This is a genomic window from Shimia abyssi, assembly GCF_003014475.1.
In the GTDB taxonomy this organism is placed as follows: domain Bacteria; phylum Pseudomonadota; class Alphaproteobacteria; order Rhodobacterales; family Rhodobacteraceae; genus Shimia; species Shimia abyssi.
Map to the genome: position 1 here is coordinate 1 of NZ_PYGJ01000048.1, position 1,227 is coordinate 1,227.

General features: G+C 54.9%; 1 protein-coding gene. It reads left to right on the forward strand.

What is annotated here, in order from left to right:
* Positions 1-59: 59 nt before the first annotated feature.
* Positions 60-1,220, forward strand: coding sequence for an IS30 family transposase (locus CLV88_RS22810; protein ID WP_106610706.1), 1,161 nt, complete (start codon positions 60-62; stop codon positions 1,218-1,220).
* Positions 1,221-1,227 lie beyond the last annotated feature (7 nt).

Below are 1,227 nucleotides of genomic sequence, written 5' to 3' on the forward strand. Positions count from 1 at the left end.
TGCGGTTTCAACGGGTCGACGCAACACTTTAATCTTTTTGGAAAGATGGAGTGTTGATCATGAAGTACCGGACGCGGACGTTTTATACGGACAAACAGAAGTCAGAGATGTGGTACCTCTGGCAACGCGGTGAATCAATGAGTTCGATTGGGCGTCACTTCAATCGCGCGTCGTCTTCGATCTTCCCTCATTTGGCGCAATTTGGTGGGATCCGCCCACCGCAACGCAGGCGGTCGCGATGGGCTTTGAGCCTGACGGAACGCGAGGAGATTTCCCGTGGGCTTGTCGCACAGCAGTCGTTTCGATCAATCGCACAAAGCCTGAACCGGTCACCTTCGACAATCAGCCGCGAGGTTGGCCGGAATGGCGGACGTCAGACCTATCGCGCGGCGCGCTCAGATCAGCGTGCCTGGGACTGCGCAAAACGTCCCAAAGCCTGTAAGCTCTCATTCAACGAACCTCTGTGCCGGTTCATTGCCCGAAAGCTGCGTCTGAAGTGGTCCCCACAACAGATTGCGGGATGGTTGATGCGCAGGCACCCCGACGAAGAGCGAGAGCGTGTGTCACACGAAACGATCTACCGCAGCCTTTATGTGCAGACCCGTGGTGTTTTGAAGAAGGAATTGCAGGAATGTCTACGCAGTCCCCGTGCCATTCGGCGGTCTCGCCATGCCACCCAAAAGGGTCTCAAGCTGCGCAAGATCAAGGATGCAATTCCGATCAGCGAGCGCCCTCCTGAGGTCGAGGATCGGGCTATCCCAGGCCACTGGGAAGGCGACTTGATCGTAGGGTCAAACAACAGTTACATCGTCACGCTCGTCGAGCGCCATTCCCGCTTTGTGATGCTGGCAAAAGTGGAGAACAAGGACACCCAAAGCGTCATTACAGCCCTCATCAAGCAAGCGCGCAAACTACCGAAAGATCTGTATCGGTCTCTGACCTGGGACCGTGGATCTGAGATGGCAGGGCACCGCAAGTTCACAATGGCCACAAAGATCGACGTCTACTTCTGCGATCCTCAATCACCTTGGCAAAGAGGGAGTAACGAAAATACCAACCGGCTTCTTCGTCAATACTTCCCCAAAGGCCTTGATATATCTGGCTTTAGCCAAGCAGAGCTGAGCGCAGTCGCTCGCCAGCTCAACGAGAGACCTCGAAAGACCTTGCAATACCAAACCCCAGCAGAGAAATTCGAGGCCTGTGTTGCAGCGACAAGTTGAAACCGCA